We start from the raw sequence: 25,163 nt of genomic DNA on the forward strand, positions 1-25,163 counted from the left end.
GGCGCTAGTTCATCATCCCTTCCGCCAGAGGGAGGGACGGATCAGATCTCGACCTGGCTGCCGAGCTCGACCACCCGGTTGGGGGGCAGCTTGAAGAATTCCATCGCGCTTTCCGAATTGCGCAGCATCCAGGCGAACAGCCGCTCCCGCCAGTTGGCCATGCCGGGCCGGTTGGTGGTGGAGATAAGCGTCTGCCGGGCAAGGAAGAAACTGGTATCCATCATCCGGCAGGCCGGACCGCAATTCTGCAGCTTGCCGAGTTCGGCCGGCACATTGAGCTCCTCCATGAAGCCATAGCGGAGGATCACGCGGAAGAAGCCGTTGGTATAATCCTGCGTCTCCATTCGACGCTCGGCGCGGACGTAGGGGACATCCTCAATCCGGACGGTCAGCAGCATCACCCGCTCGTGGAGCACCTTGTTGTGCTTGAGGTTGTGGAGCAGCGCGTGGGGCACGCCCTTGGCGCTGGAGGTCATGAAGACGGCGGTGCCGGGAACGCGGGTGGCGCTTCCGGCGGCGCTCTTGACGAACACCTCCATCGGCAGGCTCGCCTCCGCCATCCGATCCATCATCAGCTTGCGGCCCTTGGCCCAGGTGGTGAGCAGGGTGAAGCCGACCACGCCGACGACGAGCGGCACCCAGCCGCCGTCCGGAACCTTCATCAGATTGGCGCCGAAATAAAGGATGTCGACGAGCAGGAAGAGCGCGAGCAGCGGTACCGCCTTCCAGGCCGGCCATTTCCACAGGGTGAAGAACACGACCGCGAGCAGCAGGGTGTCAATGAACATCGCGCCGGTGACGGCGATGCCATAGGCGGCCGCGAGGTTGGACGAACTGCCGAAGCTCACCACGAGGAGGATCACGGCGACCATGAGCGCCCAGTTGATCATCGGGATGTAGATCTGGCCCTTGGCGCTCTCGCTGGTCTGAAGGATTCGCAACCGCGGAATGAAGCCGAGCTGGATCGCCTGCTGGGTGACCGAGAAGGCGCCGGTGATCACCGCCTGGCTGGCGATCACGGTCGCGCAAGTCGCGAGCAGCACCAGCGGCAGCCTCAAGGCTTCCGGGGCGAGGAAGAAGAAGGGGTTCTTGACCAGCTCGCGCGCCTGTTCGGGCGTCTGCTGGAGCAGCATCGCGCCCTGGCCGAGGTAGTTGAGCAGCAGCGCGACGATGACGAACATCCAGGCGAAGCGAATCGGCCGGCGACCGAAGTGGCCCATGTCGGCGTAAAGCGCCTCGGCGCCGGTGACCGCCAGAACGACGGAACCCATGGCGATGAAGGCGGGAAGCGGCTCGGCATAATAGAAGGCCAGCGCATTCACCGGGTTCAGCATTTGCAGCAGAAGCCCCGGAGAGGTGACGAGGTGGCTTGCGCCGAGCACCGCCAGGGTCGCGAAGTAGAACAGCATGACCGGGCCGAACAGGTTGCCGACCTTGGCCGTGCCGCGGCTCTGGATCATGAACAGGCCGACCAGGATGCCGATGCAGATCGGCAGCACGTAGGGCTGAAAGGCGCTGTTGACCGTGGTCAGCCCTTCCACCGCCGACAGGACCGAGATGGCGGGCGTGATCATGCTGTCGCCGTAGAAGAGCGCGGTCGCGAACACGCCGAGCATGACGATCCCCGCGGTCCAGCGCCGGGTGGTGCCGGTCGAGCGGTTGATCAGCGCCAGCAGCGCCAGGCTGCCGCCCTCCCCCTTGTTGTCGGCGCGCATGATGATGGTGACGTATTTCAGCGTCACGATGATCATCATCGACCAGAAGATCAGGCTGAGCACGCCGTAGATGTGGAGCCGGTCGGGCTCGAGCGTGTGGTGGCCGGCGAAGGTCTCGCGGAAGGCATAGATGGGCGAGGTGCCGATGTCGCCGAACACGACTCCGGCGGCGCCGACCATGAGCTTGGCCAGCGAGCCCTGGGCCTGGTGGCCGTGACTGTTGCTGTCCTCGGTCACCGCCGGGTTGGCGGGCTGGGCAGCGCCTTCAGCGGTGACGTTCATCGGGCGCGCGCCCTAGCAGCGACCTCGACTGCCCGCAATCGCTGGCACATTGCGATCTTCCCGGTCTATAGGCGCGCGCGACACTCACTTGCTCACCCCCATCGAGAAAGCGACACTTCCCATGCGCGTCGGCGTGCCCAAGGAAATCAAGAACCACGAGTATAGAGTCGGCCTGACGCCGGCCTCGGTCAAGGAGCTGGTCGCGGCCGGCCACCAGTTGTTCGTCGAGACCGGCGCCGGCAAGGGCATCGACTGCCCGGACAATGCCTATGTGAAGGCCGGCGCGACGATCCTGCCCGACGCCGCTTCGGTGTTCGAAACCGCCGAGATGATCGTCAAGGTGAAGGAGCCGCAGCCCGGCGAGATCGCGATGATCAAGCCGCACCACCTGCTGTTCACCTATCTCCACCTCGCCGCCGACAAGCCGCAGGCCGAGGGTCTGATGGCAAGCGGCGCGACCTGCATCGCCTACGAGACGGTGACCAGCCGCTCGGGCGCCCTGCCCCTCCTCAAGCCGATGAGCGAGGTCGCCGGCCGGCTCAGCGTCCAGGTCGGTGCCCATTATCTCGAAAAGGCCCAGGGTGGCCGCGGCGTGCTGCTCGGCGGCGTTCCCGGAGTAGCGCCGGCCAAGGTCGCGATCCTCGGCGGCGGCGTTTCCGGCGTCAATGCGGCGCAGATGGCGGTCGGCATGCGCGCCGACGTCACCATCTACGACATCAGCAATGAGCGCCTCGCCGAACTCGACATGTTCTTCGGCAGCCAGATCAAGACTGCCTACGCCAGCCGCGACGCCATTGCGCGTGCGGTCGAGGAAGCGGAACTGGTGATCGGCGCGGTGCTGGTGCCGGGCGCGGCGGCGCCGAAGCTCGTCACCCGCGACATGCTGAAGACGATGAAGCGCGGCAGCGTGCTGGTCGACATCGCCATCGATCAGGGCGGCTGCTTCGAGACCAGCCACCCGACCACCCACGCCGACCCGGTGTTCGAGGTGGATGGCGTCATCCATTATTGCGTCGCCAACATGCCGGGCGCGGTCGCCCGCACCAGCGCGTTCGCGCTCAACAATGCGACCCTGCCCTTCGCGCTCAAGCTCGCGAACCTTGGCGCGGAAGCGGCGATGAAGGCCGACCCGCACCTCGCCAACGGGCTCAACGTCAGCGGCGGCAAGATCCGTCACCAGGCGGTCGCCGAGGCTCTGGACCTGGAGTTCGTGCCCGCCTAACCGGCGGAACACAATAAGAACATCGTCGTTGTCCTGCTTACTCAAGGTATTGGGAAAGCAGGACAATGACGACGAACATCGACGACAATCCCAAGGCTCATCCGACCGGTAATGCGGTCAAGGATCCCGACCAGTGGACCACTGGCGACCAGCCGATGACGGGTGCCCAGGCCTCCTACCTTCAGACTCTGAGCGAGGAAGCGGGCGAGGAGTTCGATCCCGAACTCAGCAAGGCCGACGCTTCGAAGAAGATCGACGCGCTCCAGCATGAGACCGGGCGCGGCGAATAGGCACTTTCCCCCAGTTCACGTCATCCCGGGCTCGACCCGGGATCCCGCTTATTTCCTAATTCGTGCGCAAGGCAGAGGCGGGACCCCGGCTCAAGGCCGGGGTGACGGCTGCGCTTGCGGCGGTGGCGGCGGGGCTGCGCTGGGTGCCGCCTGTCTCGGCGCCTGGTTCGGCACCATCTGCTGCTCGGTGATCGAGTTGCCGAGCAACAGTACGCCCTGTTCGATCATCGGCCGGTAGCTGGTGCCCGGCGGCGCCAAGGCGAGTGCGGCGCGGAACTGCACCAGGCCGCGCTCGAGATCGCCGCTTCGGGCGAGCGCCAGGCCATGGAAGAAGAGCGGCGCCGGGTGCTGAGGCGCCAGTTGCTGCGCGCGTTCGAAGGCGAGTTCGGCGGCCGGTGTCACCATCTGCGCATGGTCGACGAGCGCATTGGCGAGACCGATGTTGAGCGCCAGGTCCCTCGGATAGGCCTTGAGGCCGGCGCGGATTGCCCCGAGCTCCTCGTCCGTGTTGCCGCGGCGGGCGTAGCTGTCGGCGATGATGAGGTAGCGCTCACCCGCCGTGAAGTTGCCGAGCATCGCCTGACGCGCTTCGGTCAGCGGGAGCGCGGGCCGGGACAGGCCACCTTCGCGCGGAGCGCCCGGGAGGCCGGGCCGTCCCTGATAGGCATAGCCCGCCGCGCCCAGCATCAGCGCCGCAAGCGACACCTGCAGCGCGGCGCCGCGCAGCTTGCCCGCCAGCGACAGGCCGCCCGCCGTCGCGATCAGCAGGACGAACAGCCAGATCCAGCCCATCAGCGGCGCACCTTCATTCGGCGAAAGACGAGAAAGCCGCCGCCGAGCAGCAGCAGCAGGGGCGCAAGCCACAGGACGAAGGTCGCCCGGTCGAGCCGCGGCTGGTAGCTGACCCAGCTGCCATAGCGGTCGATGAGGAAGGTGCGGACCTGCTCGGGGCTCTCGCCGGCCTCGATCCGTGTGCGGACGAGATGGCGCATGTCGCCCGCCATTTCGGCGTCGCTGTCGTGGATCGACTGGCCCTGGCAGACGAGGCAGCGCAGCTCCGCCATCAGGGCCGTCGCATCGGCTTCCTTCTTCGGGTCGGACAGCTGCGTGTAGGCGTAGGGTGCCGGTGGGCGGTCCGACTGGGCAGCGGCCGGCGTCGATCCGAGCGTAGCGACGAGCAGCAGCAGGGCGGCGAGAAATCTCACTTCGCCTTCTCCCACTCGGCCATCACCTCGGCGACCTGCTCGGGCGCGATCGGGCCGATGTGCTGGTAGCGGACGATGCCCTGGCCATCGACGATGAAGCTTTCCGGCACGCCCGAGGAGCCGAAGGCGATCTGCGCCTCGCCGACCGGATCGTCGCCGATCGCGCCGAACGGGTCGCCATATCTGGCGAGGAATTCGGTGACGTCCTCCGGCTTGTCGCGAAGGGCGACGGCGTCGATCGCGACGCCGCGCTTCTGGAGTTCGAGCAGGACCGGCGCCTCGGCGATGCAGGGGACGCACCAGCTGGCGAAGAAGTTGACCAGGCGCGGCTTGCCCTGGCCGAGGTCGGCAGTGGCGAGGCCGGGTCGGCCGGGCAGCATGGGCCCGGCGGCAAAGGCCGGCGCCTCCCGCCCGACCATGCGCGAGCGGATGTTGCTGTCGGGCGGCGCAGCCAGCCGCCAGGCCGCGGCGGCGACGAAGCCGACGAAGATCAGCAGCGGGACGATCAGCCAGAGGCGGCGGCTCATACCGCGGCTCCGGAGACGGGTAGAGGCCGTCCTCTCTCGCGGCGCAGGCGGCCGATCATCGCCAGCAGGCCACCGAGCGCGATCAGCGCCCCGCCAAGCCAGATCAGGGTGACGAACGGCTTCCACCACAGGCGGAGCTGCCAGCGGTCACCTTCGCGATGGCCGATGACGGTGTAGAGCTGACCGTTCCAGCGAGTGGCGATCGCCGCTTCGTTGGTTTCGGTCGCCGGCGAGCTGAAGTAGCGGCTCTGCGGATCGAGGCGGATGGAGGTGCCGCCGCGGGTCGCGACCAGATGCCCCTCGATCGCCGTCCAATTGGGTCCGGGGACCGGGTCGACGCCGTTGAAGCGCACCTGCCAGGGTCCGACGCCAAGCACCTGACCGGGACGGGCGGCGGCGAGCGTCTCGCGGGTGAAGGCGGCGTCGGAGGCGGCGCCGGCCATGGCGACTGCGATCCCGAGATGGCTGATCACCATGCCCCAGATGGTCAGGGGCGTTCGGCGCAGGTCGCGCCCCGCGAGCGGCAGGAAGCTGGCAGTAGCGAGCCCTGCCGCGAAGGCGAGGCCGAGACGCGGCAGGATGCCCATGGCGGGGTCGAGGAAGGTCAGGCCGAAGGCGGCGACCGTGACAAGCGCCGGTCCGGCGATGCGGCGGAGATTGGGTCGGCTGTCCTTGCGCCAGCGCAGCAGCGGACCGATGAACAGCAGCGCGGCGAGGATCAGGACCAGGGGTCCGGTGACCGCGTTGAAATAGGGCGGACCGACCGAGATCTTCTCGCCCGAAACGGCCTCGACCGCCACCGGATAGAGGGTGCCGACGAAGACGGTGCCGAGGATGACCGAGAGGATGAGGTTGTTGGCGACCAGCGCGCCTTCGCGGCTGACCGGGTCGAACCGCGCGCCTTCGCGGACGGAGGCGATGCGCAGCGCAAACAGGAGCAAGGCGCCGCCGGTGTAGAAGATCAGCAGGCCAAGGATGAAGCTGCCGCGGGTGGGGTCGACCGCGAAACTGTGGACGCTGGTGAGGATGCCCGACCGGACCAGGAAGGTGCCGATCATCGACATGGAGAAGGCGACCACCGCCAGCATGACGGTCCAGGCGCGTAAGGAGCCGCGCGCGGCCAGCACGTTGATCGAGTGAAGCAGGGCCGTGGCAGCGAGCCAGGGCATGAGCGAGGCATTCTCGACCGGATCCCAGAACCACCAGCCGCCCCAGCCGAGCTCGTAATAGGCCCAGTAGCTGCCGGCGACGATACCGATGGTCAGCAGCACCCAGGCGCCGAGGACCCACGGGCGCATGGCGCGGGCCATGGCGGGGCCGACCTCGCGGGTCAGCAAGGCGCCGACGGCGAGGCTGAAGGCGACCGACAGGCCGACATAGCCGAGGTAGAGGGTCGGCGGATGGAAGGCCAGGCCCGGATCCTGCAGCAGGGGATTGAGCCCCTGCCCTTGCGGCGGCGCCGGATCGAGGCGGGTGAAGGGATTGGAGGCGATCAGCAGGAAACTGAAAAAGCCGAGGGCCAGCAGCGCCTGCGCACCGAGCGTCGCGCGAAGGCTGGCTTCGGGCAGACGACGCTCGATCAGCGCGAGCAGGGCACCCGCGGCCGACAGCACCGTCACCCACAGGAGCATGGAGCCTTCGTGATTCCCCCAGGTGCCGGAGAAGCGGTAGATGAAGGGCTTGGCGCTGTGGCTGTTGGCGGCGACCAGTTCGACGCTGGTGTCGGTGCGCACGAACAGCCAGATCAGCAGGACGAAGGCGAGCAGGGTCAAAAGCCCCTGCGCCACCGCGACCGGGGCGACGAGCGTCTTGAGATCGCCAAGGCGGTTGCCGGCGAGCGCAAGGCAGAACTGGAGCAGGGCGAGCGCAAAGGCGAGCCAGAGCGCGGCCAGGCCGGCTTCGGCGATCATGCGTGCACCGGGAAGAGGACGTCACCCCGGGCTTGATCCGGAGTCTGCCTTCCCTGGACCAGCGCGTGTCGAACGAAGACAGGGGGATTCCGGGTCAAGCCCGGCATGACGAGCTTGCTTCGCGCACTCGTCACTTGACCGTCTCCCAGGTCATCATCTCCGCTGCCTGATTGCCCATCTGCGGCGGCATGTAGCGTTCGTCATGCTTGGCGAGGATGTTGTCGGCGACGAAGGTGCCGCCGGGCTGAAGCTGACCCTCGGCCACCGCGCCGCTATTTTCCTTGAACAGGTCGGGCACGATGCCGGTGAAGCGGACGGGGACTTCGCCGACGCCGTCGGTCATCACGAAGGCGACGCTGACGCCGTCCGGCTGGCGCTTGATCGAGCCCGCCTTGACCATGCCGCCGAGCCGCAGCGGCACGCCCACCTCGGCGCGGCCGGCGGTGACGTCCTGCGGCGTGCGGAAGTAAGCGGCGCGATCGGCGAGGCCCCACATGGCGAGCAGCACGGCCCCGATCAGGGCGGTGACCGCAAGCAGGACCAGCACCAGCCTCTGGTGCTTGGGTGCGAGGGTCATTGGCGGCGGCCGATCCTTTCGGCCCGATCCTCGGCCTGGCGGCAGGCGATCAGCGACCAGCCGAGCAGTCCGGCCGTGCCGCCGAGGGTCACCACATAAGCGGCGATGACGAAGGCCCACTGGTTCATGCGCCCGCCGTCCTCCGCAGCCGTGCCTCGACCTTCGACGTCGCCAGCTCGGTCCGCATCCGCAGCAGCACCACGGCACCGAACAGGGCCGAGAAGCCGAACAGGGTGAAGAAGAGCGGCCACAGGATCTCGGGCGAGATGCTGGTTCCGGTGAGCTCGATGCTCTCGCCCTGGTGGAGGGTATTCCACCATTGCACCGAAAAATGGATGATCGGGATGTTGAGCGCGCCGACGAGGCCGAACACCGGCGCGGCGCGGCCGTCGGGCCCCCGCTCCTTCTCCGCCGCCGACAGCGCCATGTAGCCGCAGTAAAGGAAGAACAGCACCAGCATGCTGGTCAGCCGGCCGTCCCACTCCCACCAGGTGCCCCAGGTCGGACGGCCCCAGATGGAGCCGGTGGCGAGGCAGAGCGCTGCGAACGATGCACCGGCGGGCGCGATTGCCCGGGCGGCGACTCCCGCCAGGGGATGGCGCCACACAATCTGCATGACGGATGCGACCGCGATTCCCGTCCAGCCGCCCATTCCGAGCCAGGCGGCAGGCACGTGGATGTGGAGGATGCGGGCGGTGTCGCCCTGCAGGTAGTCGGGCGGCATGATGAACAAGGCACCGACCACGCCGATCGCGGTCAGCACCAGGCCGATCCCCAACAGCCATGCCGTGGCGGGCTTCGCGATCTTCAGGAAACGGGCGGGATTGGCAAAGCGGTGCATGGGTCTGGGACCGCGTCTTATTATGGTTGCCACCGCTTTGCACTAGGCCCTTGTACGGATGGCCTAACCGCGTCCGATCAGCTTGCGCGCCATGGCGTCGGCGACCGTGGCGGGATCGCGGCCGCTCGACTCGCTTTCGCTCCAGATCGCGTCGAGGCGGCCGGGAATGCCTTCGATGCGGCGGCGGACTACCTCGGCATCGCCGTCCTGCAGATATTCGGTCGAGACGTTGATGATCCCGCCCGCGTTGATGACATAGTCGGGAGCGTAGAGGATGCCGCGGGCCATCAGCGCCGCGCCATGTTCCGGGCGGGCGAGCTGGTTGTTGGCACCGCCCGCCACGATCGGCGAGTTCAGCGCCACAATGCTCTGGTCATCAAGGACGGCGCCGAGCGCATTGGGGCTGACCACGTCCGCTTCGATCGAAAGGATGGTCGCGGGGTCGCCGAGCGTGCCGCCGACTTCGGCCGCGAGATTGGCGGCCTTGGCCTGGTCGACGTCGGCAATGGTCAGGCGAGCGCCTTCCGCAGCGGCCCGGCGCGCAACGCCGCTGGCGACGCTGCCGGCGCCCTGCAGCGCGATGTGGAGGCCCGATACGCTGTCCTTGCCGAGCGCCCGGCGAACGGCGGCCTTGAGGCCGAGGAAGACGCCATAGCTGGTGTGCGGACCCGGATCGCCGCCGACCGCGCCCTCGGCGACCGGAAGTCCGGCGACGTGACGGGTCTCGCGGCGAACCGCCTGCATGTCGGCGACGTTGATCCCGACGTCCTCGGCGGTGACATAACGTCCGCCAAGGCCTTCGACCGCGCGGCCGAAGGCGGTCAGCATGGCAGGGGTCTTGGTCCGAGCTTCGTCAGCAAGAATGACGGCCTTGCCGCCGCCCAGCGGAAGGCCGGCCATGGCGTTCTTGAAACTCATCCCGCGCGACAGGCGAAGCGCATCGGTCAGTGCATCGGCATTGTCGGCATAATGCCAGAAGCGCGATCCGCCTGCGGCCGGCCCGAGGTGGGTCGAATGCATGGCGATGATGGCACGCAGGCCGCTTGCCTTGTCGGTTACGAAGTGCACTGCCTCGTGCCCGTCGAAATCGGGCAGGCTCCACAGGTCGGTCATGAAGGGAAAAGTCCGGTTCGCCAGGAGGAAAATGGGGCGATCGACGGGACTTGAACCCGCGACCCTCGGTACCACAAACCGATGCTCTAACCAACTGAGCTACGATCGCCACGACCGTGGACCAAAGCGGTGAAACGGCTTGGCACGGCGCGCCAGCCCCTTAAGGGTGACCGCGTCCCGATGCAAGCAAGTCGACCACGATCATGCCCCTTTCTTCCCCGCACGCAACACTCGTCAAGTTCGGCTATCCCAGAACCCTGGTCCATGAAGGACGGCATTGGGCGGTGCTGGTGCGCCCGGCCCAGCCGACGCTCGGCAGCCTGGTCCTGTGCTCGACGAGTGAGGAGACGGCCTATGGCGCCCTCCCCGCCGAAGCCTTTGCCGAGCAGGGCGAGCTGGTCGCGAGGATCGAGCGTATGCTGAAGGCCGTCAGCGACTATGAGCGGGTGAACTATCTCATGCTGATGATGGTCGACCCCCACGTCCACTTCCACATCATCCCGCGCTACTCCGGCGATCGGGCCTTTGAAGGGAGTGCTTTTTTCGACTCGGGTTGGCCCGCGCAACCTGATCTCCTAACGACGCAGCCGGCGTCGGAGTCTCTGATCGAGCATCTCCGCCGCCATTGGTAACATGGAATGGCGCGTTTCTGGCACTCTTTTAACCTGAGTTAATTTGCTTGCACCGCCTGTCCCGCATTGAGATAATTGTTACGCGAGAGTGGAAGGCGAATGACGATGGGTAGACGCTCCAGGGGCGCTGCGGGGGATGAGATCGGGATGGCCGAGGCGTTGATCAGCGCCGGACTGCAGCCCGAACTGGCGACTTTGCTCGAGCAGATGCCGCACAAGGTTGTCGAAGTAGAACCTCGCCGCCCCTTTCGTGACCCGGGGGTTGAGCGGAGCGAGGTCTTTTTCGTTCATTCGGGCATTCTTTCCAAATACAAGTCGGATGGATCGGGGCGGCGGCAGATCATCGCACTGCGCTTCGCCGGCGACGGCATCCTCCCGCACGATACGCCGGCGGACTATGGCATCCAGGCGATCGTCCGAAGCAAGGTGGCCGTCGGGCAGCGCAAGGACTTCGATCCGATCGTGGATGCCCATCCCGAGCTCGCCCGCTTCTTCTGGAAACTGACGGAGCGGCATGCTTCGATCGGCTACGAGTGGCTGCTCAACTGCGGCCGGCGCGACAGCACTGCACGGGTCGCGCATCTGCTCTGCGAAACCGCCGAACGAAGCGGGGTCGATCCGACACAAGGCAGCCTGCTCAACCCGTTCACCCAGCAGCAGATCGCCGACATCACCGGCCAGACCAGCGTCAACGTGAACCGCGTTTTCGCGGACCTGGAGCGTCAGGGACTGATCCGCCGCGATGGCCGCGAGATCGTGTTCGAGGACTGGTCCGAGATTCGGCGCGTGGCGAGCTTCAATTCGACGTACCTGCAATAGGCCAGGCCGTGCGCCGCGCCGTCGCGGCCGGCCTTGCGTACGGCTTTGCCGCCTTCCTGCTGGGCTTTCTCCTCGGCACGATCCGGGTGCTGTTCGTCGCGTCGAGCATCGGCGAGACTGCCGCCACCTTGATCGAGCTTCCGCTGATGCTCGGCGCGGGCTGGTTTGCCTGCGCCTGGTTGGTGCGGAGGCTGCTCGTCCCCAGCGAGGCCCGCCCGCGCCTGATCATGGGGCTAACCGCCTTCGCGCTGCTGGCGACTTGCGAACGGGTTTTCGGGCTGACGCTGTTCGATCGGAGCCATGCGGAACAGGTCGCGGCGCTGCGGACCACGGCGGGGAGCCTCGGGCTCTGCGCGCAGCTTCTGTTCGCGGCGCTGCCGGTGGTTCGCTTGATGGCTGAAAAGCGTGGTGGGCGCGGTAGGGATTGAACCTACGACCCCACCCGTGTGAAGGGTGTGCTCTACCACTGAGCTACGCGCCCACGCTGACGGGAGGGGCGGTTAGCCGACCACCCCCGGACTGTCCAGCCTTACTGAACGGCTTCCTTGAGGATCTTGCCGGCGCGGAACTTGGGCTGCGCGGTGCTGTCGATCTGGAGCGGCTCGCCGGTGCGCGGATTGCGTCCAACCGAGGCCTTGCGACGGGTCACGACGAAATTGCCGAAGCCGACCAGGCGCACCTCGTCGCCCCGGCGAAGTGCGTCGGTAATCACTTCGAGCATGGTCTCGACCGCACGGGCCGCGTCATTGCGGTTCAGTCCCGCACGTTCGGCCACCTGGCCGATCAGATCCTGCTTGTTCATCCGCACTCATCCCCAGCTCCCACGAAACCCGGCGGGAGACCTTCCTCAAACAGCAACGCAAGAATGCCCGTTTCGCTCCGAAAACGCTAGTGACGAAGGGCCGACGGAGTGGCTGCCGCGGTCGCTTGCGCAGGCTCCGCCGCATGCTCGTCGGACTCGCTCCACTCGATCGGCTCGAGCTTCGCGCTGAGCGCACGGCCGAGCACTTCGTCGACGTGCGACACGGGAACGATGGTCAGGCCCTCCCGGAGGTTGGCCGGGAGCTCGGCAAGATCCTTCTCATTCTCCTGCGGGATGAGAACGGTGGTGATCCCGCCACGCAGGGCCGCAAGCAGCTTCTCCTTGAGCCCGCCGATCGGAAGCACGCGGCCGCGCAGCGTCACCTCACCGGTCATGGCGACGTCGCGACGCACCGGGACCCCGGTCAGAGTCGAGATGAGCGCCGTCACCATGCCGATGCCGGCGGACGGCCCGTCCTTCGGCACCGCGCCCTCGGGAAGGTGGACGTGGACGTCCTTCCTGGCGAACAGCGAAGGCTTGACGCCATAGCTCGGCGCCCGCGCCTTGACGAAGCTCCACGCCGCCTGGACGCTTTCCTGCATCACCTCGCCAAGCTTGCCGGTGGTCTTGATCTGACCCTTGCCGGGAACGGTCACCGCCTCGATCGTCAGCAATTCGCCGCCGACCTCGGTCCAGGCGAGCCCCGTCACGGCGCCGATCTGATCCTCTTCCTCGCCAACCCCGAAGCGATGGCGACGAACGCCGAGGAAGTCGTTGAGGTTTTCGGCCGTGACGGTGACAGCCTCGTCCTTCTTCTCGAGGATCCGGCGGAGCGCCTTGCGGGCGACCTTGGCGAGCTCACGCTCGAGCGTGCGGACGCCCGCCTCCCGGGTATAGTAGCGCAGGATGGCGCGAAGCCCGTCGTCGGCGATGGTGAGTTCGCCCTTCTTCAGCCCATGCGCTTCGAGCTGCTTGGGAATGAGGTGGCGATTGGCGATCTCGACCTTCTCGTCCTCGGTGTAGCCCTCGAGCCGGATGATCTCCATGCGGTCCAGCAGAGGCTGGGGCATGTCGAGGCTGTTCGCGGTCGTCACGAACATGACGTCCGAAAGGTCGTAGTCGAGTTCCAGATAATGGTCCTGGAACTTGTTGTTCTGCTCCGGGTCGAGCACCTCGAGCAGCGCCGACGCGGGGTCACCGCGGAAATCCTGGCCGAGCTTGTCGATCTCGTCGAGCAGGAAGAGCGGATTGCTGGTGCCCGCCTTCTTGAGGTTGGCGATGATCTTGCCCGGCAGCGAGCCGATGTAGGTGCGGCGGTGGCCGCGGATCTCGGCCTCATCGCGAACGCCGCCGAGGCTCTGGCGCACGAACTCGCGTCCGCAGGCCTTGGCGATGGAGCGGCCGAGCGAGGTCTTGCCGACGCCGGGCGGGCCGACGAGGCAGAGGATCGGACCCTTGAGCTTGTTGGTGCGGGCCTGGACGGCGAGATATTCGACGATCCGGTCCTTGACCTTCTCAAGCCCGTAATGGTCGTCGTCGAGAACCTTCTCGGCGATGACGATATCCTTGTTGAGCTTGGACTTTTTGCCCCAGGGCAGCCCAAGCAGGACGTCGAGATAGTTGCGCGCGACGGTCGCCTCGGCGCTCATCGGCGCCATGGCCTTCAGCTTCTTCAGCTCGGCATTGGCGCGGTTGCGGGCTTCCTTGCTGAGGCGCGTCTTGCGGATCTTGACGGCGAGCTCGGTCAGCTCGTCGCCGCCTTCCTCGCTCTCGTTGCCGAGCTCGCGCTGGATCGCCTTCAACTGCTCGTTGAGATAATATTCGCGCTGGGTCTTCTCCATCTGCCGCTTCACACGGCTGCGGATCTTCTTCTCGACCTGCAGGACCCCGAGCTCGCCCTCCATGAAGGCGAAGACCATCTCCATCCGGCGCGCCGGGTTCAATTCGCCGAGCAAGGCCTGCTTGTCCGCGACCTTCACCGAAAGGTTGGAGGCGACCGCATCGGCGAGCACCGAGGGCTCCTCGATCTCGGCGAGCTGGACGCCGGTCTCCGCGGGCAGGCGCTTGTTGAGCTTGGCGTAATTGTCGAACTGCTCGAGCACCGAGCGCATCAGCGCCTGCGCTTCGGGACCGTCGGCCCCCTCTTCCTCGACTTCCTCGACCTCGGCGGCAAGATGGCCTTCTTCCTGGCGAAGGCCGATCAGGCGGGCGCGCTTCACGCCTTCGACCAGCACCCGGACGGTGCCGTCGGGCAGCTTCAGCAGCTGCATGGCGGTGGCGATGACGCCCAGGTCGTAGAGGGCGTCGCGATCGGGGTCGTCCTCCGACGGGTCGATCTGAGCAACCAGGAAGATCTGCTTGTCCTGGCTCATCGCCGCTTCCAGCGCCGCCACCGACTTCTCGCGCCCGACGAACAGGGGAACGATCCGCTTGGGAAAGACGACGATGTCGCGAAGGGGAAGGATCGGCAGGGTAAGGGTCAAGTTCTCTAAGCTCCACGGTGCCGCGGACGCGGCCTCTCCCGTCATATGGGCTTCCCGTGGCGGCTAATCAATTCGGGAGCGAGGCATGCGAAAAAGGCATGTCGTCCACTTCGTCCAGTTCGCCGCTTGTCCCGGGCGATCGCTGCTGAGGCACGCAGGCGGTCGTGACGGAGATCATCGCCGTCAGAGGACCATGGCAGATCCCACTTGGCAAGCCGCCGCGCGGTTCGGCGCGGTGACGAGCAACTTCGGCGCGCCGACGGAACCGCGCCATCGCCCTGCCCTTTGATCCCCGCCAACAGCCCAGGGGACAGCGAGATGGACGAGAAGATCAGCACCGGCCCGAACGAGTCGCCCAAGAATGCGACGATCGCCGGGACCGGCCCGGGCATTCCGGACGAGGCGGCCACGCCGGGTCGTGACATACCCGAGCCGCCGAGCGACGAGGAAGTGCGGCGGATCGCGGAGAAGCTCGGCGCGCCGCTGCCGGACTAGGCGCTCCTATCTGCTGGGGGGCGGCTAGCCTAGTCCGCTCACCAGCAGCAGGGCCGGCCCGAGGTTCTGCAGCCCGTGGACCACCATCGGCAGGCCAAAGGCGGCGGCGAGGCTGCGGCGTTTCCAGACCAGGAATACGGTCGAGAAGATCAGGAACGGCCACCAGATCACCAACCCCCAGGCGGGCGCCTGGAGCGAATGGGCGATTCCCCAGCCAAGGCTGCTGAGGAGGATTGCGGGAAGGAAGCCGAACAGGCGCTCCAGCAGCAGCAGGACGCCGCCCATGATCAGGGTCTCGAGGACAGGCGCGAACACCACCAGCAGGAACAGGAGAAGGATCGGGTCGACCCTGGGAAATTGCGGCCCGCCGCCGGTCACCAGCTGACTCGCCGCGGCGGACAGCAGGATCGAGGGCAGGAAGGCCAGCGCCCAGGCGAGCAGCACGTAGCGCGCCGGCCGCTCCGGCCGGAACAGCTGCTTCGGCAGGAAGGACAGCAGAGACGGCCGGGACGGAGCCGGCAATTGGTTCATGCCTCAGCCCTGGCGGGGGTTTCTCGGTCCGCGAGGCCCGCCGCGCGGAGGACCGTTCGGACGGTCGCCGCGAGGACCGCGCGGACCATCCGAACGGGGGCCACGCGGGCCGTCCGGACGTGGACCGCGGGGCGCGGAACGGTTGGGACGGTCGGCGCCGCGCTGGACCAGCTCGCCGGGGCGCGGCGGGGTGCGCGCCGGAGCGGCGTCGCGGGGCGCTACCGAATAGCCTTCCTTGAGCAGGCCGGCGAAGGCGGCGCGGGTGCTGGCGGCGATGGCGTCCTGAAGCTCCTTGGGCAGGTCGGCCATGGTCACGTTGCCATGGATGGCCTGAACCTGGCGAAGGAGGTTGTTCGGCAGGTTGCCGCTCGCGCTCTTCAACGCCGCGATCGCATCGAGCACGGCGGAGAAGATCAGCGATTGCATGACGTCTTGGGCGGCGCGGGGCATTGCCGATCAACTCCGGAGAAGTGGACTAAGGTTCCACGCCCCCCTAAGTCCCCTGCGATGCTTCGGCAATTCCACAAGATGCACGGGCTGGGGAACGACTTCGTCATCCTCGACGGCCGCGAGGCGCCGTTGGCGATGACGGCCGAGCTCGCGCGGCAGCTGGCCGACCGAAAGCTTGGCGTCGGCTGCGACCAGCTGATCCTGCTGGGACCAAGCGAGTCGGCGGACGTTGCGATGCGGATCTTCAATGCCGACGGAAGCGAGGTGCAGAGCTGCGGCAATGCCACGCGCTGCGTCGTCAAGCTGACCGGGGCGGAGACGATCGAGACGGCGGGCGGGCTCCTCCACGGAACCGTCGACGGCGAGGAGATCGAGGTCGTGCTGGTCGAGCCGCGGTTCCAGTGGGACGCAATCCCGCTCGCCTATGCGATGCCGACCGGTCCAATGCCCCTTGGCTGGGGGCCGCTCGAGCGGCCGTTCGCGGTGAATGTCGGCAATCCCCATGTCGTCTTCTTCGTCGAGAGCCTCGCCGACATGGGGCTCGACACGCTGCCCGGGCAGATCGAGACCGATCCGGTCTTTCCCGAACGGGTCAACGTCAACATGGCCCAAGTCGATGGCGGCCGCATTTCGCTGATCACCTGGGAGCGAGGAGTCGGCTATACGTCGGCATGCGGCACCGGCGCCTGCGCCACGGCGGTCGCGGCGATCCACACCGGCCGGGTGACGTCGCCGGTCGACGTCGGCATGGTCGGCGGAACGCTGACCATCTCCTGGTTCCCCGGCCAGCCCGTGCGCATGCGCGGCGCTGCCACCCATGTTTTTGAAGGCACGATCGACATCTAGATGAGCTGGCTCGACAAACTCACCGGCGGGTTCCGCAAGACCGCCGACCGCCTCGGCGACAACATCACGGGCCTCGGTTCGAAGGCGGCGCTCGACACGTCGACGCTGGACGACATCGAGGAAGCCCTGATCGCGTCGGACATCGGGCCGGAGGCGTCGAAGCGGATCCGCGACGCCATCGCCGCGCGCAGGTTCGAGCAACTGGACGAGCGGGGGCTGCGCACCATCCTCGCCGAGGAGATGGAGGCGATCCTAGCCCCCGTAGCCAAGCCGCTCGACGTGTGGGGCTTTCCGCGGCCGCACGTCATCCTGGTCATCGGCGTCAACGGATCGGGCAAGACGACCACCATCGGCAAGCTCGGCGCCTGGCTGCAGGAGCAGGATTATGGAGTCATGCTGGCGGCCGGCGACACCTTCCGCGCGGCGGCGATCGAGCAGCTTCGCATCTGGGGCGAGCGGATCGGTGCGCCCGTCATCACCGGCAAGGAAGGTGGTGATGCGGCAGGGATCGTGTTCGACGGCGTCAAGCAGGCCACCGCGACGGGCATCGACTGCCTGATCGTCGACACCGCCGGGCGGCTGCAGAACAAGACGCATCTGATGGAGGAGCTGGCCAAGGTGCGCCGCGTGCTCGGACGGCTGAACCCGGAAGCGCCGCACGACGTGCTGCTCGTGCTCGACGCCACCACCGGGCAGAACGCGCTCAACCAGATCGAGGTGTTCCGCGACCTTGCGGGCGTCACCGGGCTGATCATGACCAAGCTGGACGGTACCGCGCGTGGCGGCGTGCTGGTGGCGGCGGCGGAGAAGTACAAGCTTCCGATCCATGCCATCGGAGTCGGCGAGGGCGTCAACGACCTTCGCCCGTTCGACCCGCGCGCGGTCGCCCGCGCCATCGCGGGCCTCACGGCATGAGCGAGCGCAGCGAACCTCAAGGGTCGGCGCGGCTGCTGATCGACCTTGGACCCCTGCTGGTCTTCTTCGCGGTCAACTTCTTCGCGCCCGTGCCGCCGCTGACCAAGATCTTCGTCGCGACCGGCGCCTTCATGGCCGCGATGGTGACGGCGATGATCTATTCGGCCTTCCGCTTCCGCCACATCTCGCCCCTGCTCTGGTTCAGCGGGATCATGGTGGTGGTGCTGGGCGGCGTGACCCTGTGGCTGCACGACGAGACCTTCATCAAGCTCAAGCCCACCATCTATTATGTCTTCGTCGCCGCACTGCTCGGCTTCGGACTGTGGAAGGACAGGCCGCTACTTAGGACGGTGCTGGGGAGCGCCTATCCGGGGCTGAGCGACCTCGGCTGGCGCAAGCTCACCCGCAACTGGGCGCTCTTCTTTCTGTTCATGGCAGCGCTGAACGAGGCGGTGTGGCGCTCGACCAGCACGGACTTCTGGGTCAGCTTCAAGCTGTGGGGCGCGATCCCCCTCACCTTCCTGTTCGCCGCGGCCAATCTGCCGATGCTGATGCGCCATGGCCTTGCGACCGAGGAGAAGAAACCGGTGGAAGCGGGACCTGTCGAATGAACACACCAGCCCTTTCCATCCGGGCTCTGCGCAAGGCCTATGCCAGCGGCACCGAGGCGCTGAAGAGCGTCGATCTGGACATCCAGGCCGGCGAGATCTTCGCTTTGCTGGGTCCGAACGGCGCGGGCAAGACGACGCTCATCTCGATTGTCTGCGGGCTGGTCACTGCGACCAGCGGCGACGTGCTGGTCGACGGCCGCCACTGGCGGCGGGACTATAAGGCGGCGCGAACCCGCATCGGCCTGGTGCCGCAGGAAATGAACATCGACGTGTTCGAGCCCGTCTGGAACACGGTCGCCTTCAGCCGCGAACTGTTCGGCCTCAAGCGCGACGACGCGAAGATCGAGAAGATCCTTCGTGACCTGGCGCTGTGGGACAAGCGCAAGGACATCCTCAAGGAATTGTCGGGCGGCATGAAGCGGCGGGTGATGATCGCCAAGGCGCTGGCGCACGATCCCACCATCCTGTTCCTCGACGAGCCGACCGCCGGCGTCGATGTCGAGCTGCGAAAAGAGATGTGGGCGCTTGTTCGGCAGCTGCGCGAGGCCGGCACGACCATCATCCTCACCACCCACTATATCGAGGAAGCCGAGGAGATGGCCGACCGGGTCGGCGTCATCGCGCGCGGCGAGCTGATCCTGGTCGAGGAGAAGGCCGCGCTGATGAAGAAGCTGGGGCGCAAGATGCTCCATCTGTCGTTGGCCGAGCCGCTCGGCGCCGTGCCGCCGCGCCTGGCCGACTGGGCTCCGGCTCTGTCGGACGATGGGCTGACGCTCACCTACGAGTTCGACCGGCATGCGGACCGGACGGGCATTCCCTCGCTGCTGGCGGCAATGCGCGAGGAGGGAATCGCGTTCAAGGACCTCGACACCAAGGAGTCGAGCCTGGAGGACATCTTCGTCGGGCTGGTCCATGGGGGTGGACAGAAGCCTGCGTCAGCCCCGAGCGCCGTCGAGGGGCGTGCCTCGACTTCGCCCGGCACGAACGGAGAAGAGGCATGAACGTCCGCGGCATCCTCGCCATCTACAAGTTCGAGATGCACCGCTTCCGCCGCACCCTGTGGACCGGGCTGGCGGTGCCGGTGATCACGACCTGCCTTTATTTCATCGTGTTCGGTGCGGCGATCGGGAGCCGGATGACGGAGGTCGGCGGTGTTCCCTACGGCGCGTTCATCGTGCCCGGGCTGATGATGCTGTCGCTGTTCACCGAGAGCATCTTCAACGCGAGCTTCGGCATCCACATGCCGCGCTTCACCGGGACCATCTACGAAATCCTGTCGGCGCCCCTGTCTCCGGTCGAGACGGTGATCGGCTATGTCGGCGCGGCGGCCAGCAAGGCGACCATCGTCGCGCTGGTGATCTTTGCCACGGCGCACCTGTTCGTGCCGGTTGAGGTCGCCCATCCGGTGCTGGCGCTGGCCTTCCTGATCCTCGTCGCCGTGACCTTCTGCCTGTTCGGCTTCATCATCGGCATCTGGGCCAAGGGGTTCGAACAGCTTCAGGTGATCCCGCTGCTGGTGGTGACCCCGCTGACCTTCCTCGGCGGCGCCTTTTATTCGATCGACATGCTGGCCGAGCCGTGGCGGACGATCACCCTGTTCAATCCGGTGGTCTACCTGATCAACGGCTTCCGCTGGACCTTCTTCGGGGCGGCGGACGTGAGCTTCGGCGTGGCGCTTGGGGCGACGCTGGCATTCGGCGCGGCGTGCCTGGCGGGGATCTGGTGGATATTCCGGACGGGGTATCGGCTGAAGGCGTAAGGGCCCCGGCTTTCGCCGAGGCCCTTCGAGAAGAGAGCAGCTTTACTTGGCCGAGGCGAGCCGCTCGCTGGCCTTGTCCCAGTTCACCACGTCCCACCACGCCTTGAGGTAGTCGGCGCGGCGGTTGTTGTAGGTGAGGTAGTAGGCGTGCTCCCACACGTCGTTGCCGATGATCGGCGTGCCCTTGACCTCGGCGACGTCCATCAGCGGATTGTCCTGATTGGGGGTCGAAGTGACGGCGAGGCCCTGCCCCGGTACCGCGACCAGCCAGACCCAGCCCGAGCCGAACTGGCCGGCGCCGGCGGCGTTGAACTTCTCCTTGAGCGCATCGAGGCCGCCGAAGGCGCTGTCGATCGCCTGGGCGAGCTCACCCGAGGGTGCACCGCCGCCCGGCTTCATCGTTTCCCAGAAGAAATTGTGGTTCCAGTGGCCGCCGCCATTGTTGCGGACGACCTTGGGCGCGGCGCCCGCCGAGGCGACCAGCTCCTCGAGGCTCTTGCCCTGCAGGCTCGGATCGCCGTCGACCGCCTTGTTGAGGTTGTCGACATAAGTCTGATGATGCTTGTCGTGATGGAGCTTCATCGTCGTCGCGTCGATGGTCGGCTCGAGCGCGGCATAGTCATAGGGCAAGGGGGCGACGGTGAAGGCCATGTTCTACTCTCCCGGGGGTGACTTCGACGGGCTAAGTGGTCACCCGGTGGAGGTGTGTCAACGTGGGTTCAGCGAAGCCGGTAGCGGGCCAGCTCACGCTTCGGCTCGGACCAGCGCGGGGCGAGCCGGGCCGCCTCGCTAAGGTCGGCATAGGCGGCCCTCACCTGGCCGAGATCCTCGTTGGCAACCCCCCGAACGAAATGGGCGACGGCGGGCTTGCGGGTGCCGAGGCCGAGCGCCTTGGTGGCGAGAAGCCGGGCGTTGGCCGGATCGCTCTGTTCATAGGCGACGACCGCCTGGTTCACGTAGATTTCGGCCTGGGCTGGGTCGATCCGCTCGGCTTGCGCGAAGTCGGCCGCGGCACGGTCCCAACGCTGGCTCAGCATATGCAGGATGCCGCGGTTCACGAAGGTGCCGGCGCGGTCCTGCGGACTGAGCGTCTCGGTAGCCAGCGCGATGTTGCAGGCCGTCCAGGCGTCGGCATCGGGCCTGCGGGTTTCCGCCGCGCGCCAGCAGGTGGTGGCATGGCTGCCGCCGACGGTGATGACCGAAGCTCCGGCGGGCGCGGCCGCAAGCAAGGCGGCGCCAAGCGGGACGAGGATGCAAGCACGCATGATACTGCTCCTTTCTGCTCTGTGCGGACCCGTTCTCCTTACCACGGGGACGCGACCCGATTCAGCACCTTTCGACGAAAGGCGGAGATCAGGCCGGTTCGCTGTCCAGCAGCTTGTGGCGCTTCAGCGCGTGGCGGAGCTGGTCGTAGCTGAGGGACAAGGCGGCGGCGGTCGCGCGCTGGTTGAAGCGGTTGGCTTTCAGCGCCTGTTCGAGGATGGCGCGCTCATAGGCGTGGACGGCGGCGCGGAAGTCGTTGGTGGAAGCTAGGTCGGGTGCGTGCGGATGAGGCGCTGCGGCAGGCTGACCGACAGGCATGTCGCGCCCGCTGTCCTCGGCGCCACCGACCGACTGTGTCTCGCCAGCCGGCGGATCAGCGCGAGAGGCCGAGTTTCCAAGCGACCAGGGCGAGGCGAAGGGATCGAACTGGATGGCGGCGACCGGCGCTTCGGGATCGTCCCAGCGGTAGACCGCCCGTTCGACCACGTTACGCAATTCGCGGACATTGCCGGGCCAGGCGTAACTCTCCAGCGCGGCCGTGGCTTCTCGCGAGAAGCCTGGCCAGCCACCCCACTCCAGCTCGGCCGCCATGCGGCGCCCGAAATGCTCGGCCAGCAGGGGAATGTCGCCCTGGCGGAGGCGCAGCGGCGGCAGGGTGACGACTTCGAACGACAGGCGGTCGAGCAGGTCGGCGCGGAACTTGCCCTCGTCGGTCAGGCGGGGCAGATGTTCGTTGGTGGCCGCGACGATCCGCACATCGACCTTGACCGGGCGGCTGGCGCCGATGCGCGTGATTTCCCCATATTCGACCGCGCGAAGAAGGCGGTCCTGCGCCGGGCTCGACAGGGTCGCGAGTTCGTCGAGAAAGAGGGTTCCGCCGTCGGCTTCCTCGAAGCGGCCCTTGCGGGTCTTGGCGGCACCGGTGAAGGCGCCGGCCTCATGGCCGAACAGCTCCGCCTCGATCAAATTCTCGGGCAAGGCCGCGCAGTTCATCGTCACCAGCGGTCCCGCCCAACGGGAGCTGAGGTGGTGCAGGCGCTCGGCGATCAGTTCCTTGCCGGTGCCCCGCTCCCCGATCACGAGGACCGGGCGGTTCAACGGCGCGGCACGGCTCGCCCGCTCGACGGCGTCGAGGAACGGCAAGCTCTGGCCAATGAAATTCTGGGTGCGCGCCACGGCCCAGAGTTGGTGTGATTTTCCAAGCCTTGGCAAGTTTTTTCCGACCAACGGACAGGCGGCAAGACCGCTTTTCCGGCATTTACCGGCTTTTTGTGCACATGGCACGGACCGTGCATAGTTGGGGCATAGACAGGGCCCCACTTTCGTGAGGTACGAATAGAATGAGCATCTTTTCCCGCACCCGGGACATCATGGCCGCCAATTTCACCGAGCTCCTCGACCGGGCGGAGGATCCGTCGCGGATGATCCGCATGATCATCCTCGAGATGGAGGAAACGCTGGTCGAGGTCCGCGCGTCGGCCGCCCGGTCGATCGCAGACGCCAAGGAAATGCGCCGGGCAATGGTCCGTCTCGAGGGGCTGATGGACAGCTGGACCGAGAAGGCCGAGCTGGCGCTGAGCAAGGGCCGCGAGGATCTTGCCAAGCAGGCCTTGATCGAGCGCCAGAAGGCGGCCGACATGGCCAAGGGCCTGGAAGAGGAGGTGGCGGTGATCGACACCACGCTCAAGGCCTATGAAGCGGACATCGCCAAGCTGCAGGGCAAGCTTCGCGAGGCCCGTGCCCGCCAGAATGCCATCTCGACTCGCATCGAGAGCGCGGTCACCCGTGCCAAGGCCCGCGAGCTGCTGAACGGCAGTCGCACCGAGGACGCCTTCAGCCGGTTCGAGCTGCTCGAGCGCCGCGCCGACTTCGCCGAAGGCCGGGCCGAGGCGCTTGGCATGACCGGGCCGAAGAGCCTGGAGGAAGAGATTGCCGACCTTCGCGCCGAGGAGCAGGTCGACAAGGAACTGGAAGCGCTCAAGGCGCGGCTCGCGAACAAAGGGGACGCCTAAGTGGAAGACGTATTCGTACCAGGCTTTGTCATCCTGGTCCTGTTCATCGGCCTGCCGTGGCTGATCATGCACTATGTGACGCGCTGGAAGACGGCGGCGACGCTGACGGGCTCGGACGAGCAGTTGCTCGAGGAGCTGCACGACCTCGCCCGCCGGCTCGATGACCGCATGTGCTCGATCGAGCGCATCATGACCGCCGAGAACCCCAACTGGCGCCAGCAGTGCGCGCCGGAGCAGCCGACGCTGCCGAACCGCGGCCTCGACATGGACGTCGATGCCGAGCTGGCGCGCCTCAACGAACGCAGCCGCATCCGGGAGGTCCGCTGATGAGCCTGCAACCCGCCGCCCGCACGCGCTTCTACAAGGACAAGCGCAACGGCAAGGTCATGGGCGTCTGCGCGGGCATCGCCGATTATACCGGGATCGACGTCACCATCGTCCGGATCCTGATGTTCATCGCCCTGTGGCTGAGCGGCTTCAGCATCCTGCCGGTGTATTTCGTGGCCGGCTTCATCGCGGAAGACCGCCCGCGCGAGCTGAGCAACGACACGCCGGAGGATCGCCGCTTCTGGCAGCAGGTGCGCGCCTCCCCTGCCCGCACGGCCCGCGACATCCGCGCCAACCTGCGCGCGATCGACCGCCGCCTGGTCGATGTCGAAAGCTATGTCCTGACCAGCAACCGAAGTCTCGCCCGCGAGATCGAGCAGCTTCGCTAGCCTGGCCGCCGCAAGGATCTGACGCCCATGGAACTCGGACTGCTCATCCCCATCATCGCCATCCTGATGGGTCCGGTGATGTATCTCCTCCATCTCAAGGAGATGAAGATCAAGCGGAGCCATGCGCTGGAGGATGGCAATTCCGCCCAGCAGGCCAAGCGGATCGACGATCTGGAGCAGAGGCTTCGCGTGCTTGAGCGGATCATGACCGACGGGGGCATGCAGACGGCCGCGCAGATCGAGGCGTTGCGCGACGTGCCGACGATGTCCGAGCGGAGCCGCGAGACAATCGTTCAGTAGGGCGGCTTACGACCTGTCGCATTGTCGGCTCGCGCCAGCGCGGAGCCGCCGGTTAGTGGGAGTTATCGGGTGGACGACAAACCTTGGTTCATACTTGCCTTCTTCATGATCGTCGTCGGGATCCCGGTGATCGCCGGGGTGATCGGGGACGTCTACAAGAGGCGCCTCAAACTGCGTGAGCGGGAGCTCGAGCTGCTCGGCTCCGAGACCGCCGAGAAGGCGGCGCAATATGCGAGCCGGGTTGGCGAACTCGAGCAGCGCGTGCGCGTGCTCGAGCGCATCCTTACCGACGGCGGCGTGCAGACGGCGGCCCAGATCGAGGCGCTCCGCGATACGCCCCCCATCTTCGCCGGGACACGGGAGAAGGTGCAGTGAGCCGTGAGTTGATGGTCGTCCTGATCGTTGCCATCGTCATGGCCGCGACGGTGCTGCGGGCGCGCTACCGCTCTCGCTCGGTCGGGCACGGCCTTCCCGATGCGCGGGCCAGCGAAGTATCGCTTCGGCTGCGCGAAGAGGTCAGGCAGCTCAAGGAGCGGCTGGCGGTGATCGAACGAATCACGGTCGAGAAGGAAAACAGCCTCGCGCGCGAGATCGAGGATTTGCGCAACAAGTAACCGATCCGGCAGGGGGGAACGAGTGATGGTCTCGGAGGAAGAGTTCGCCATCGTGGCAATGATCGCGATGTTCTTCGCGTTCACGACCCTCATGCTTCTGCTGCGTGGACGCGGCCTCAAGAAGAGGCTTTGGCGCGAGGAGGAGCGTTCGCTTCATCTCACCCGCGCGCTTGCGCCGGCAGCGAGCGTGGTGGCGGCTCCGGCGCTCGCGCAGGAGCGCCCGGCACGCGACG

The 25,163-nt window shown here is 66.8% G+C and carries 33 protein-coding genes and 2 tRNA genes; 17 read left to right on the top strand and 18 right to left on the bottom strand.

Going from position 1 to position 25,163, the window contains the following annotated elements; all coding sequences use genetic code 11:
• Positions 1-41: 41 nt before the first annotated feature.
• A complete protein-coding gene (locus JOY29_RS02685) occupies positions 42-1,997 on the bottom strand; it encodes a potassium transporter Kup (RefSeq protein WP_300974662.1) in 1,956 nt (651 codons plus the stop codon).
• A gap of 121 nt (positions 1,998-2,118) precedes the next feature.
• Between JOY29_RS02685 and ald the strand changes: the two genes are divergently transcribed.
• Entirely contained in the window at positions 2,119-3,219 is a 1,101-nt protein-coding gene (ald, locus tag JOY29_RS02690) for an alanine dehydrogenase (RefSeq protein ID WP_300974663.1), read from the top strand.
• A gap of 65 nt (positions 3,220-3,284) precedes the next feature.
• A complete protein-coding gene (locus JOY29_RS02695; RefSeq protein WP_300974664.1) occupies positions 3,285-3,509 on the top strand; it encodes a DUF3072 domain-containing protein in 225 nt (74 codons plus the stop codon).
• Positions 3,510-3,599: 90 nt separating this feature from the next.
• On the opposite strand, the gene JOY29_RS02700 is transcribed toward JOY29_RS02695, so the two are convergent.
• From JOY29_RS02700 to JOY29_RS02740, 9 genes are all read right to left on the bottom strand, one after another.
• The gene (locus JOY29_RS02700; RefSeq protein ID WP_300974666.1) at positions 3,600-4,301 is read right to left on the bottom strand and encodes a hypothetical protein; all 702 of its coding nucleotides are present in this window, start codon (positions 4,299-4,301) and stop codon (positions 3,600-3,602) included.
• Positions 4,301-4,714, bottom strand: a complete 414-nt coding sequence (locus JOY29_RS02705; protein ID WP_300974667.1) for a cytochrome c-type biogenesis protein — start codon at positions 4,712-4,714, stop codon at positions 4,301-4,303. Before JOY29_RS02705 ends, JOY29_RS02700 begins: the two co-directional genes overlap by 1 nt.
• Positions 4,711-5,241, bottom strand: coding sequence for a DsbE family thiol:disulfide interchange protein (locus JOY29_RS02710; protein WP_300974668.1), 531 nt, complete (start codon positions 5,239-5,241; stop codon positions 4,711-4,713). The genes JOY29_RS02705 and JOY29_RS02710 overlap by 4 nt, the downstream gene beginning before the upstream one ends.
• Positions 5,238-7,151, bottom strand: a complete 1,914-nt coding sequence (locus JOY29_RS02715; RefSeq protein ID WP_300974669.1) for a heme lyase CcmF/NrfE family subunit — start codon at positions 7,149-7,151, stop codon at positions 5,238-5,240. The genes JOY29_RS02710 and JOY29_RS02715 overlap by 4 nt, the downstream gene beginning before the upstream one ends.
• Before the next feature lie 130 nt (positions 7,152-7,281).
• Positions 7,282-7,728, bottom strand: coding sequence for a cytochrome c maturation protein CcmE (ccmE, locus tag JOY29_RS02720; RefSeq protein WP_300974670.1), 447 nt, complete (start codon positions 7,726-7,728; stop codon positions 7,282-7,284).
• Positions 7,725-7,856, bottom strand: a complete 132-nt coding sequence (locus JOY29_RS02725; protein ID WP_300974671.1) for a hypothetical protein — start codon at positions 7,854-7,856, stop codon at positions 7,725-7,727. The genes ccmE and JOY29_RS02725 overlap by 4 nt, the downstream gene beginning before the upstream one ends.
• Positions 7,853-8,569, bottom strand: coding sequence for a heme ABC transporter permease CcmC (gene ccmC, locus JOY29_RS02730; RefSeq protein WP_300974672.1), 717 nt, complete (start codon positions 8,567-8,569; stop codon positions 7,853-7,855). The genes JOY29_RS02725 and ccmC overlap by 4 nt, the downstream gene beginning before the upstream one ends.
• 63 nt (positions 8,570-8,632) lie before the next feature.
• On the bottom strand, positions 8,633-9,682 hold the full coding sequence (locus JOY29_RS02735) for a Glu/Leu/Phe/Val dehydrogenase dimerization domain-containing protein (protein WP_300974673.1): 1,050 nt from the start codon (positions 9,680-9,682) through the stop codon (positions 8,633-8,635).
• Positions 9,683-9,714: 32 nt separating this feature from the next.
• Positions 9,715-9,791: transfer RNA gene (locus JOY29_RS02740), tRNA-His, on the bottom strand.
• Positions 9,792-9,885: 94 nt separating this feature from the next.
• Here JOY29_RS02740 and JOY29_RS02745 point away from each other — a divergent pair.
• The 3 genes from JOY29_RS02745 to JOY29_RS02755 all read left to right on the top strand — a co-directional run bounded on the left by JOY29_RS02745 (position 9,886) and on the right by JOY29_RS02755 (position 11,561).
• On the top strand, positions 9,886-10,314 hold the full coding sequence (locus JOY29_RS02745) for an HIT family protein (RefSeq protein ID WP_300974674.1): 429 nt from the start codon (positions 9,886-9,888) through the stop codon (positions 10,312-10,314).
• Between the two features lie 105 nt (positions 10,315-10,419).
• A complete protein-coding gene (locus JOY29_RS02750) occupies positions 10,420-11,133 on the top strand; it encodes a Crp/Fnr family transcriptional regulator (RefSeq protein ID WP_300974675.1) in 714 nt (237 codons plus the stop codon).
• 8 nt (positions 11,134-11,141) lie between these two features.
• Positions 11,142-11,561 carry a hypothetical protein gene (locus tag JOY29_RS02755; protein ID WP_300974676.1) on the top strand — a complete coding sequence of 140 codons (420 nt, stop codon included), beginning with the start codon at positions 11,142-11,144 and terminating at the stop codon, positions 11,559-11,561.
• Here the strand turns inward: JOY29_RS02755 and JOY29_RS02760 are convergent.
• The 3 genes from JOY29_RS02760 to lon all read right to left on the bottom strand — a co-directional run bounded on the left by JOY29_RS02760 (position 11,540) and on the right by lon (position 14,418).
• A tRNA-Val gene (locus JOY29_RS02760) sits at positions 11,540-11,614 on the bottom strand. The genes JOY29_RS02755 and JOY29_RS02760 overlap by 22 nt on opposite strands.
• Before the next feature lie 48 nt (positions 11,615-11,662).
• Positions 11,663-11,935, bottom strand: a complete 273-nt coding sequence (locus JOY29_RS02765) for an HU family DNA-binding protein (protein WP_300974677.1) — start codon at positions 11,933-11,935, stop codon at positions 11,663-11,665.
• A gap of 86 nt (positions 11,936-12,021) precedes the next feature.
• Positions 12,022-14,418: an endopeptidase La gene (lon, locus tag JOY29_RS02770; RefSeq protein ID WP_300974678.1), complete on the bottom strand. Its 2,397-nt coding sequence runs from the start codon at positions 14,416-14,418 to the stop codon at positions 12,022-12,024.
• Positions 14,419-14,736: 318 nt separating this feature from the next.
• On the opposite strand from lon, the gene JOY29_RS02775 reads away from it, so the two are divergent.
• Positions 14,737-14,913, top strand: a complete 177-nt coding sequence (locus JOY29_RS02775; protein WP_300974679.1) for a hypothetical protein — start codon at positions 14,737-14,739, stop codon at positions 14,911-14,913.
• 24 nt (positions 14,914-14,937) lie between these two features.
• Here the strand turns inward: JOY29_RS02775 and JOY29_RS02780 are convergent, their stop codons facing one another.
• A complete protein-coding gene (locus tag JOY29_RS02780) occupies positions 14,938-15,444 on the bottom strand; it encodes a CPBP family intramembrane glutamic endopeptidase (protein WP_300974680.1) in 507 nt (168 codons plus the stop codon).
• A 3-nt stretch (positions 15,445-15,447) separates the two neighbouring features.
• Complete coding sequence (locus JOY29_RS02785) at positions 15,448-15,870, bottom strand: hypothetical protein (protein WP_300974681.1); 423 nt, start codon at positions 15,868-15,870, stop codon at positions 15,448-15,450.
• A gap of 81 nt (positions 15,871-15,951) precedes the next feature.
• Between JOY29_RS02785 and dapF the strand changes: the two genes are divergently transcribed.
• The 5 genes from dapF to JOY29_RS02810 are packed head-to-tail and all read left to right on the top strand — an operon-like array spanning position 15,952 to position 20,025.
• The gene (gene dapF, locus JOY29_RS02790; RefSeq protein ID WP_300974682.1) at positions 15,952-16,740 is read left to right on the top strand and encodes a diaminopimelate epimerase; all 789 of its coding nucleotides are present in this window, start codon (positions 15,952-15,954) and stop codon (positions 16,738-16,740) included.
• Positions 16,741-17,655: a signal recognition particle-docking protein FtsY gene (ftsY, locus tag JOY29_RS02795; RefSeq protein ID WP_300974683.1), complete on the top strand. Its 915-nt coding sequence runs from the start codon at positions 16,741-16,743 to the stop codon at positions 17,653-17,655.
• Entirely contained in the window at positions 17,652-18,266 is a 615-nt protein-coding gene (locus JOY29_RS02800; RefSeq protein WP_300974684.1) for a septation protein A, read from the top strand. Before ftsY ends, JOY29_RS02800 begins: the two co-directional genes overlap by 4 nt.
• Complete coding sequence (locus tag JOY29_RS02805; protein WP_300974685.1) at positions 18,263-19,267, top strand: ABC transporter ATP-binding protein; 1,005 nt, start codon at positions 18,263-18,265, stop codon at positions 19,265-19,267. The genes JOY29_RS02800 and JOY29_RS02805 overlap by 4 nt, the downstream gene beginning before the upstream one ends.
• Positions 19,264-20,025 (top strand): ABC transporter permease, encoded by a 762-nt coding sequence (locus JOY29_RS02810; protein ID WP_300974686.1) that lies wholly within the window; start codon positions 19,264-19,266, stop codon positions 20,023-20,025. Before JOY29_RS02805 ends, JOY29_RS02810 begins: the two co-directional genes overlap by 4 nt.
• Positions 20,026-20,067: 42 nt before the next feature.
• Here the strand turns inward: JOY29_RS02810 and JOY29_RS02815 are convergent, their stop codons facing one another.
• The 3 genes from JOY29_RS02815 to pspF all read right to left on the bottom strand — a co-directional run bounded on the left by JOY29_RS02815 (position 20,068) and on the right by pspF (position 22,464).
• Positions 20,068-20,676 carry a superoxide dismutase gene (locus tag JOY29_RS02815; protein ID WP_300974687.1) on the bottom strand — a complete coding sequence of 203 codons (609 nt, stop codon included), beginning with the start codon at positions 20,674-20,676 and terminating at the stop codon, positions 20,068-20,070.
• 68 nt (positions 20,677-20,744) lie between these two features.
• Complete coding sequence (locus JOY29_RS02820) at positions 20,745-21,290, bottom strand: hypothetical protein (RefSeq protein WP_300974688.1); 546 nt, start codon at positions 21,288-21,290, stop codon at positions 20,745-20,747.
• A gap of 88 nt (positions 21,291-21,378) precedes the next feature.
• Positions 21,379-22,464, bottom strand: a complete 1,086-nt coding sequence (gene pspF / locus JOY29_RS02825) for a phage shock protein operon transcriptional activator (RefSeq protein ID WP_300974689.1) — start codon at positions 22,462-22,464, stop codon at positions 21,379-21,381.
• Positions 22,465-22,628: 164 nt separating this feature from the next.
• On the opposite strand from pspF, the gene pspA reads away from it, so the two are divergent.
• The 6 genes from pspA (at position 22,629) to JOY29_RS02855 (ending at position 24,930) form a co-directional block, all read left to right on the top strand.
• Entirely contained in the window at positions 22,629-23,300 is a 672-nt protein-coding gene (gene pspA, locus JOY29_RS02830; protein WP_300974690.1) for a phage shock protein PspA, read from the top strand.
• Positions 23,301-23,627: an envelope stress response membrane protein PspB gene (gene pspB, locus JOY29_RS02835; protein ID WP_300974691.1), complete on the top strand. Its 327-nt coding sequence runs from the start codon at positions 23,301-23,303 to the stop codon at positions 23,625-23,627. It begins immediately after the preceding gene.
• Positions 23,627-24,016, top strand: a complete 390-nt coding sequence (pspC, locus tag JOY29_RS02840; RefSeq protein WP_300974692.1) for an envelope stress response membrane protein PspC — start codon at positions 23,627-23,629, stop codon at positions 24,014-24,016. The genes pspB and pspC overlap by 1 nt, the downstream gene beginning before the upstream one ends.
• Before the next feature lie 27 nt (positions 24,017-24,043).
• Positions 24,044-24,316: a hypothetical protein gene (locus JOY29_RS02845; protein ID WP_300974693.1), complete on the top strand. Its 273-nt coding sequence runs from the start codon at positions 24,044-24,046 to the stop codon at positions 24,314-24,316.
• Between the two features lie 69 nt (positions 24,317-24,385).
• Positions 24,386-24,691 carry a hypothetical protein gene (locus JOY29_RS02850; RefSeq protein WP_300974694.1) on the top strand — a complete coding sequence of 102 codons (306 nt, stop codon included), beginning with the start codon at positions 24,386-24,388 and terminating at the stop codon, positions 24,689-24,691.
• Positions 24,688-24,930 carry a hypothetical protein gene (locus JOY29_RS02855; RefSeq protein WP_300974695.1) on the top strand — a complete coding sequence of 81 codons (243 nt, stop codon included), beginning with the start codon at positions 24,688-24,690 and terminating at the stop codon, positions 24,928-24,930. The genes JOY29_RS02850 and JOY29_RS02855 overlap by 4 nt, the downstream gene beginning before the upstream one ends.
• Positions 24,931-25,163 lie beyond the last annotated feature (233 nt).

Source organism: Sphingomonas sp. LHG3406-1, from assembly GCF_029637485.1.
In the GTDB taxonomy this organism is placed as follows: Bacteria; Pseudomonadota; Alphaproteobacteria; order Sphingomonadales; family Sphingomonadaceae; genus Sphingomicrobium.

What these genes read in the sequence shown, in the direction of transcription:
- JOY29_RS02685 (WP_300974662.1), bottom strand. Translation starts at nt 1,997, where the DNA reads ATGAACGTCACCGCTGAAGGCGCTGCCCAGCCCGCCAACCCGGCGGTG.
- ald (WP_300974663.1), top strand. Translation starts at nt 2,119, where the DNA reads ATGCGCGTCGGCGTGCCCAAGGAAATCAAGAACCACGAGTATAGAGTC.
- JOY29_RS02695 (WP_300974664.1), top strand. Translation starts at nt 3,285, where the DNA reads ATGACGACGAACATCGACGACAATCCCAAGGCTCATCCGACCGGTAAT.
- JOY29_RS02700 (WP_300974666.1), bottom strand. Translation starts at nt 4,301, where the DNA reads ATGGGCTGGATCTGGCTGTTCGTCCTGCTGATCGCGACGGCGGGCGGC.
- JOY29_RS02710 (WP_300974668.1), bottom strand. Translation starts at nt 5,241, where the DNA reads ATGAGCCGCCGCCTCTGGCTGATCGTCCCGCTGCTGATCTTCGTCGGC.
- JOY29_RS02715 (WP_300974669.1), bottom strand. Translation starts at nt 7,151, where the DNA reads ATGATCGCCGAAGCCGGCCTGGCCGCGCTCTGGCTCGCCTTTGCGCTC.
- ccmE (WP_300974670.1), bottom strand. Translation starts at nt 7,728, where the DNA reads ATGACCCTCGCACCCAAGCACCAGAGGCTGGTGCTGGTCCTGCTTGCG.
- JOY29_RS02725 (WP_300974671.1), bottom strand. Translation starts at nt 7,856, where the DNA reads ATGAACCAGTGGGCCTTCGTCATCGCCGCTTATGTGGTGACCCTCGGC.
- ccmC (WP_300974672.1), bottom strand. Translation starts at nt 8,569, where the DNA reads ATGCACCGCTTTGCCAATCCCGCCCGTTTCCTGAAGATCGCGAAGCCC.
- JOY29_RS02735 (WP_300974673.1), bottom strand. Translation starts at nt 9,682, where the DNA reads ATGACCGACCTGTGGAGCCTGCCCGATTTCGACGGGCACGAGGCAGTG.
- JOY29_RS02745 (WP_300974674.1), top strand. Translation starts at nt 9,886, where the DNA reads ATGCCCCTTTCTTCCCCGCACGCAACACTCGTCAAGTTCGGCTATCCC.
- JOY29_RS02750 (WP_300974675.1), top strand. Translation starts at nt 10,420, where the DNA reads ATGGGTAGACGCTCCAGGGGCGCTGCGGGGGATGAGATCGGGATGGCC.
- JOY29_RS02765 (WP_300974677.1), bottom strand. Translation starts at nt 11,935, where the DNA reads ATGAACAAGCAGGATCTGATCGGCCAGGTGGCCGAACGTGCGGGACTG.
- JOY29_RS02775 (WP_300974679.1), top strand. Translation starts at nt 14,737, where the DNA reads ATGGACGAGAAGATCAGCACCGGCCCGAACGAGTCGCCCAAGAATGCG.
- JOY29_RS02780 (WP_300974680.1), bottom strand. Translation starts at nt 15,444, where the DNA reads ATGAACCAATTGCCGGCTCCGTCCCGGCCGTCTCTGCTGTCCTTCCTG.
- JOY29_RS02785 (WP_300974681.1), bottom strand. Translation starts at nt 15,870, where the DNA reads ATGCAATCGCTGATCTTCTCCGCCGTGCTCGATGCGATCGCGGCGTTG.
- dapF (WP_300974682.1), top strand. Translation starts at nt 15,952, where the DNA reads ATGCTTCGGCAATTCCACAAGATGCACGGGCTGGGGAACGACTTCGTC.
- ftsY (WP_300974683.1), top strand. Translation starts at nt 16,741, where the DNA reads ATGAGCTGGCTCGACAAACTCACCGGCGGGTTCCGCAAGACCGCCGAC.
- JOY29_RS02800 (WP_300974684.1), top strand. Translation starts at nt 17,652, where the DNA reads ATGAGCGAGCGCAGCGAACCTCAAGGGTCGGCGCGGCTGCTGATCGAC.
- JOY29_RS02805 (WP_300974685.1), top strand. Translation starts at nt 18,263, where the DNA reads ATGAACACACCAGCCCTTTCCATCCGGGCTCTGCGCAAGGCCTATGCC.
- JOY29_RS02810 (WP_300974686.1), top strand. Translation starts at nt 19,264, where the DNA reads ATGAACGTCCGCGGCATCCTCGCCATCTACAAGTTCGAGATGCACCGC.
- JOY29_RS02815 (WP_300974687.1), bottom strand. Translation starts at nt 20,676, where the DNA reads ATGGCCTTCACCGTCGCCCCCTTGCCCTATGACTATGCCGCGCTCGAG.
- JOY29_RS02820 (WP_300974688.1), bottom strand. Translation starts at nt 21,290, where the DNA reads ATGCGTGCTTGCATCCTCGTCCCGCTTGGCGCCGCCTTGCTTGCGGCC.
- pspA (WP_300974690.1), top strand. Translation starts at nt 22,629, where the DNA reads ATGAGCATCTTTTCCCGCACCCGGGACATCATGGCCGCCAATTTCACC.
- pspC (WP_300974692.1), top strand. Translation starts at nt 23,627, where the DNA reads ATGAGCCTGCAACCCGCCGCCCGCACGCGCTTCTACAAGGACAAGCGC.
- JOY29_RS02845 (WP_300974693.1), top strand. Translation starts at nt 24,044, where the DNA reads ATGGAACTCGGACTGCTCATCCCCATCATCGCCATCCTGATGGGTCCG.